This window comes from Pseudoalteromonas sp. MSK9-3, from assembly GCF_003590335.1.
In the GTDB taxonomy this organism is placed as follows: domain Bacteria; phylum Pseudomonadota; class Gammaproteobacteria; order Enterobacterales; family Alteromonadaceae; genus Pseudoalteromonas.
On record NZ_MIET01000016.1, the window covers coordinates 1 to 1,285 of the forward strand.

General features: G+C 44.0%; 1 protein-coding gene and 2 rRNA genes. 1 reads left to right on the top strand and 2 read right to left on the bottom strand.

The features are described from left to right. A partial coding sequence (locus tag BGP78_RS06550) for an IS3 family transposase (protein WP_147386044.1) occupies positions 1-183 on the top strand: 183 nt, incomplete at its 5' end. 742 nt (positions 184-925) lie between these two features. On the opposite strand, the gene rrf is transcribed toward BGP78_RS06550, so the two are convergent. Both rrf and BGP78_RS06560 read right to left on the bottom strand, forming a co-directional pair. Continuing rightward, a 5S ribosomal RNA gene (rrf, locus tag BGP78_RS06555) occupies positions 926-1,040 on the bottom strand. A gap of 138 nt (positions 1,041-1,178) precedes the next feature. After that, positions 1,179-1,285, bottom strand: a 23S ribosomal RNA gene (locus tag BGP78_RS06560); the annotation flags it as partial.

Sequence of the window (1,285 nt, forward strand, 5' to 3'; positions counted from 1 at the left end):
TTTAAAACAGAATGGATGCCAACAGTTGGCTATCAGAATTTTAAAGAAGCTAAATACAGTATTAGCGATTATATAAATGAATATTACAACTACGTTAGGCCGCATCACTATAATGCTGGCCTAGCACCAAATGAGTCTGAAGTAAGATATAAAGATTCTAAAACTGTGGCCAAAATTAGTTGACCATTACAACTTGGATAATATTTTTTGCAAGATCGAGTGCAATCACGTTACGATTATTCATATATGGGCTCCTTAGTTTTGGTCGACACCACATTACACTGAATGTGGGATGTGGTGGAGTCCATATATCGTTTCAGGGCCCATGGCTTTCACTGCCTTTTACGAGAGTACAGAAAGATGAGTATTATGGATCCTGACCTTCGTTAGGAAGACAACTGGGTGAGGTGAATTCGTTTCTCTGGACCCTGATCTGCGTCAGGAAGACAACGAGGTGAGGTGAATTTGTTTCTCTGGATCCTGACCTGCGTCAGGAAGACAACTGGGTGAGGTGAATTCGTTTCTCTGGACCCTGATCTGCGTCAGGAAGACAACGAAGTGAGGTGAATTCGTTTCTCTGGATCCTGACCTGCGTCAGGAAGACAACTGGGTGAGGTGAATTCGTTTCTCTGGATCCTGACCTGCGTCAGGAAGACAACGAGGTGAGGTGAATTCGTTTCTCTGGATCCTGATCTGCGTCAGGAAGACAACGAGGTGAGGTGAATTCGTTTCTCTGGACCTTGATCTGCGTCAGGAAGACAAAAGTGTGAGATTCGTCTCCCTGAATTCATTTCAGGGTCCATTCTTTCACTACCCTTCATGCATGGCGACCTGAAACCCCTTCCTAATCCCCATTTTTCCCTTTTCTTAAACCCCAAATGCAAAAAACCCGTCGCATCTCTGCAACGGGTTTCTCTAATTTAATGCCTGGCAATGTTCTACTTTCACATGGCAACTGCCACACTATCATCGACGCTGTTTCGTTTCACTTCTGAGTTCGGCATGGGGTCAGGTGGGTCCAAAACGCTATTGTCACCAAGCAAATCTGGTGTGTTAACTCGCTACCGCAAGCCAACTAAATCTGGAATTCTGATAAATATTAGTCAATCTCTAACTAATTCTGTAAAACGCTACTTTAGTAACACTAACTTCTGTCGCTTAAACCACTTTGGCGTTGTATGGTTAAGCCTCACGGGTAATTAGTACTGGTTAGCTTAACATGTCACCATGCTTCCACACCCAGCCTATCAACGTTGTAGTCTCCAACGGCCCTTCAGAGAGCTTA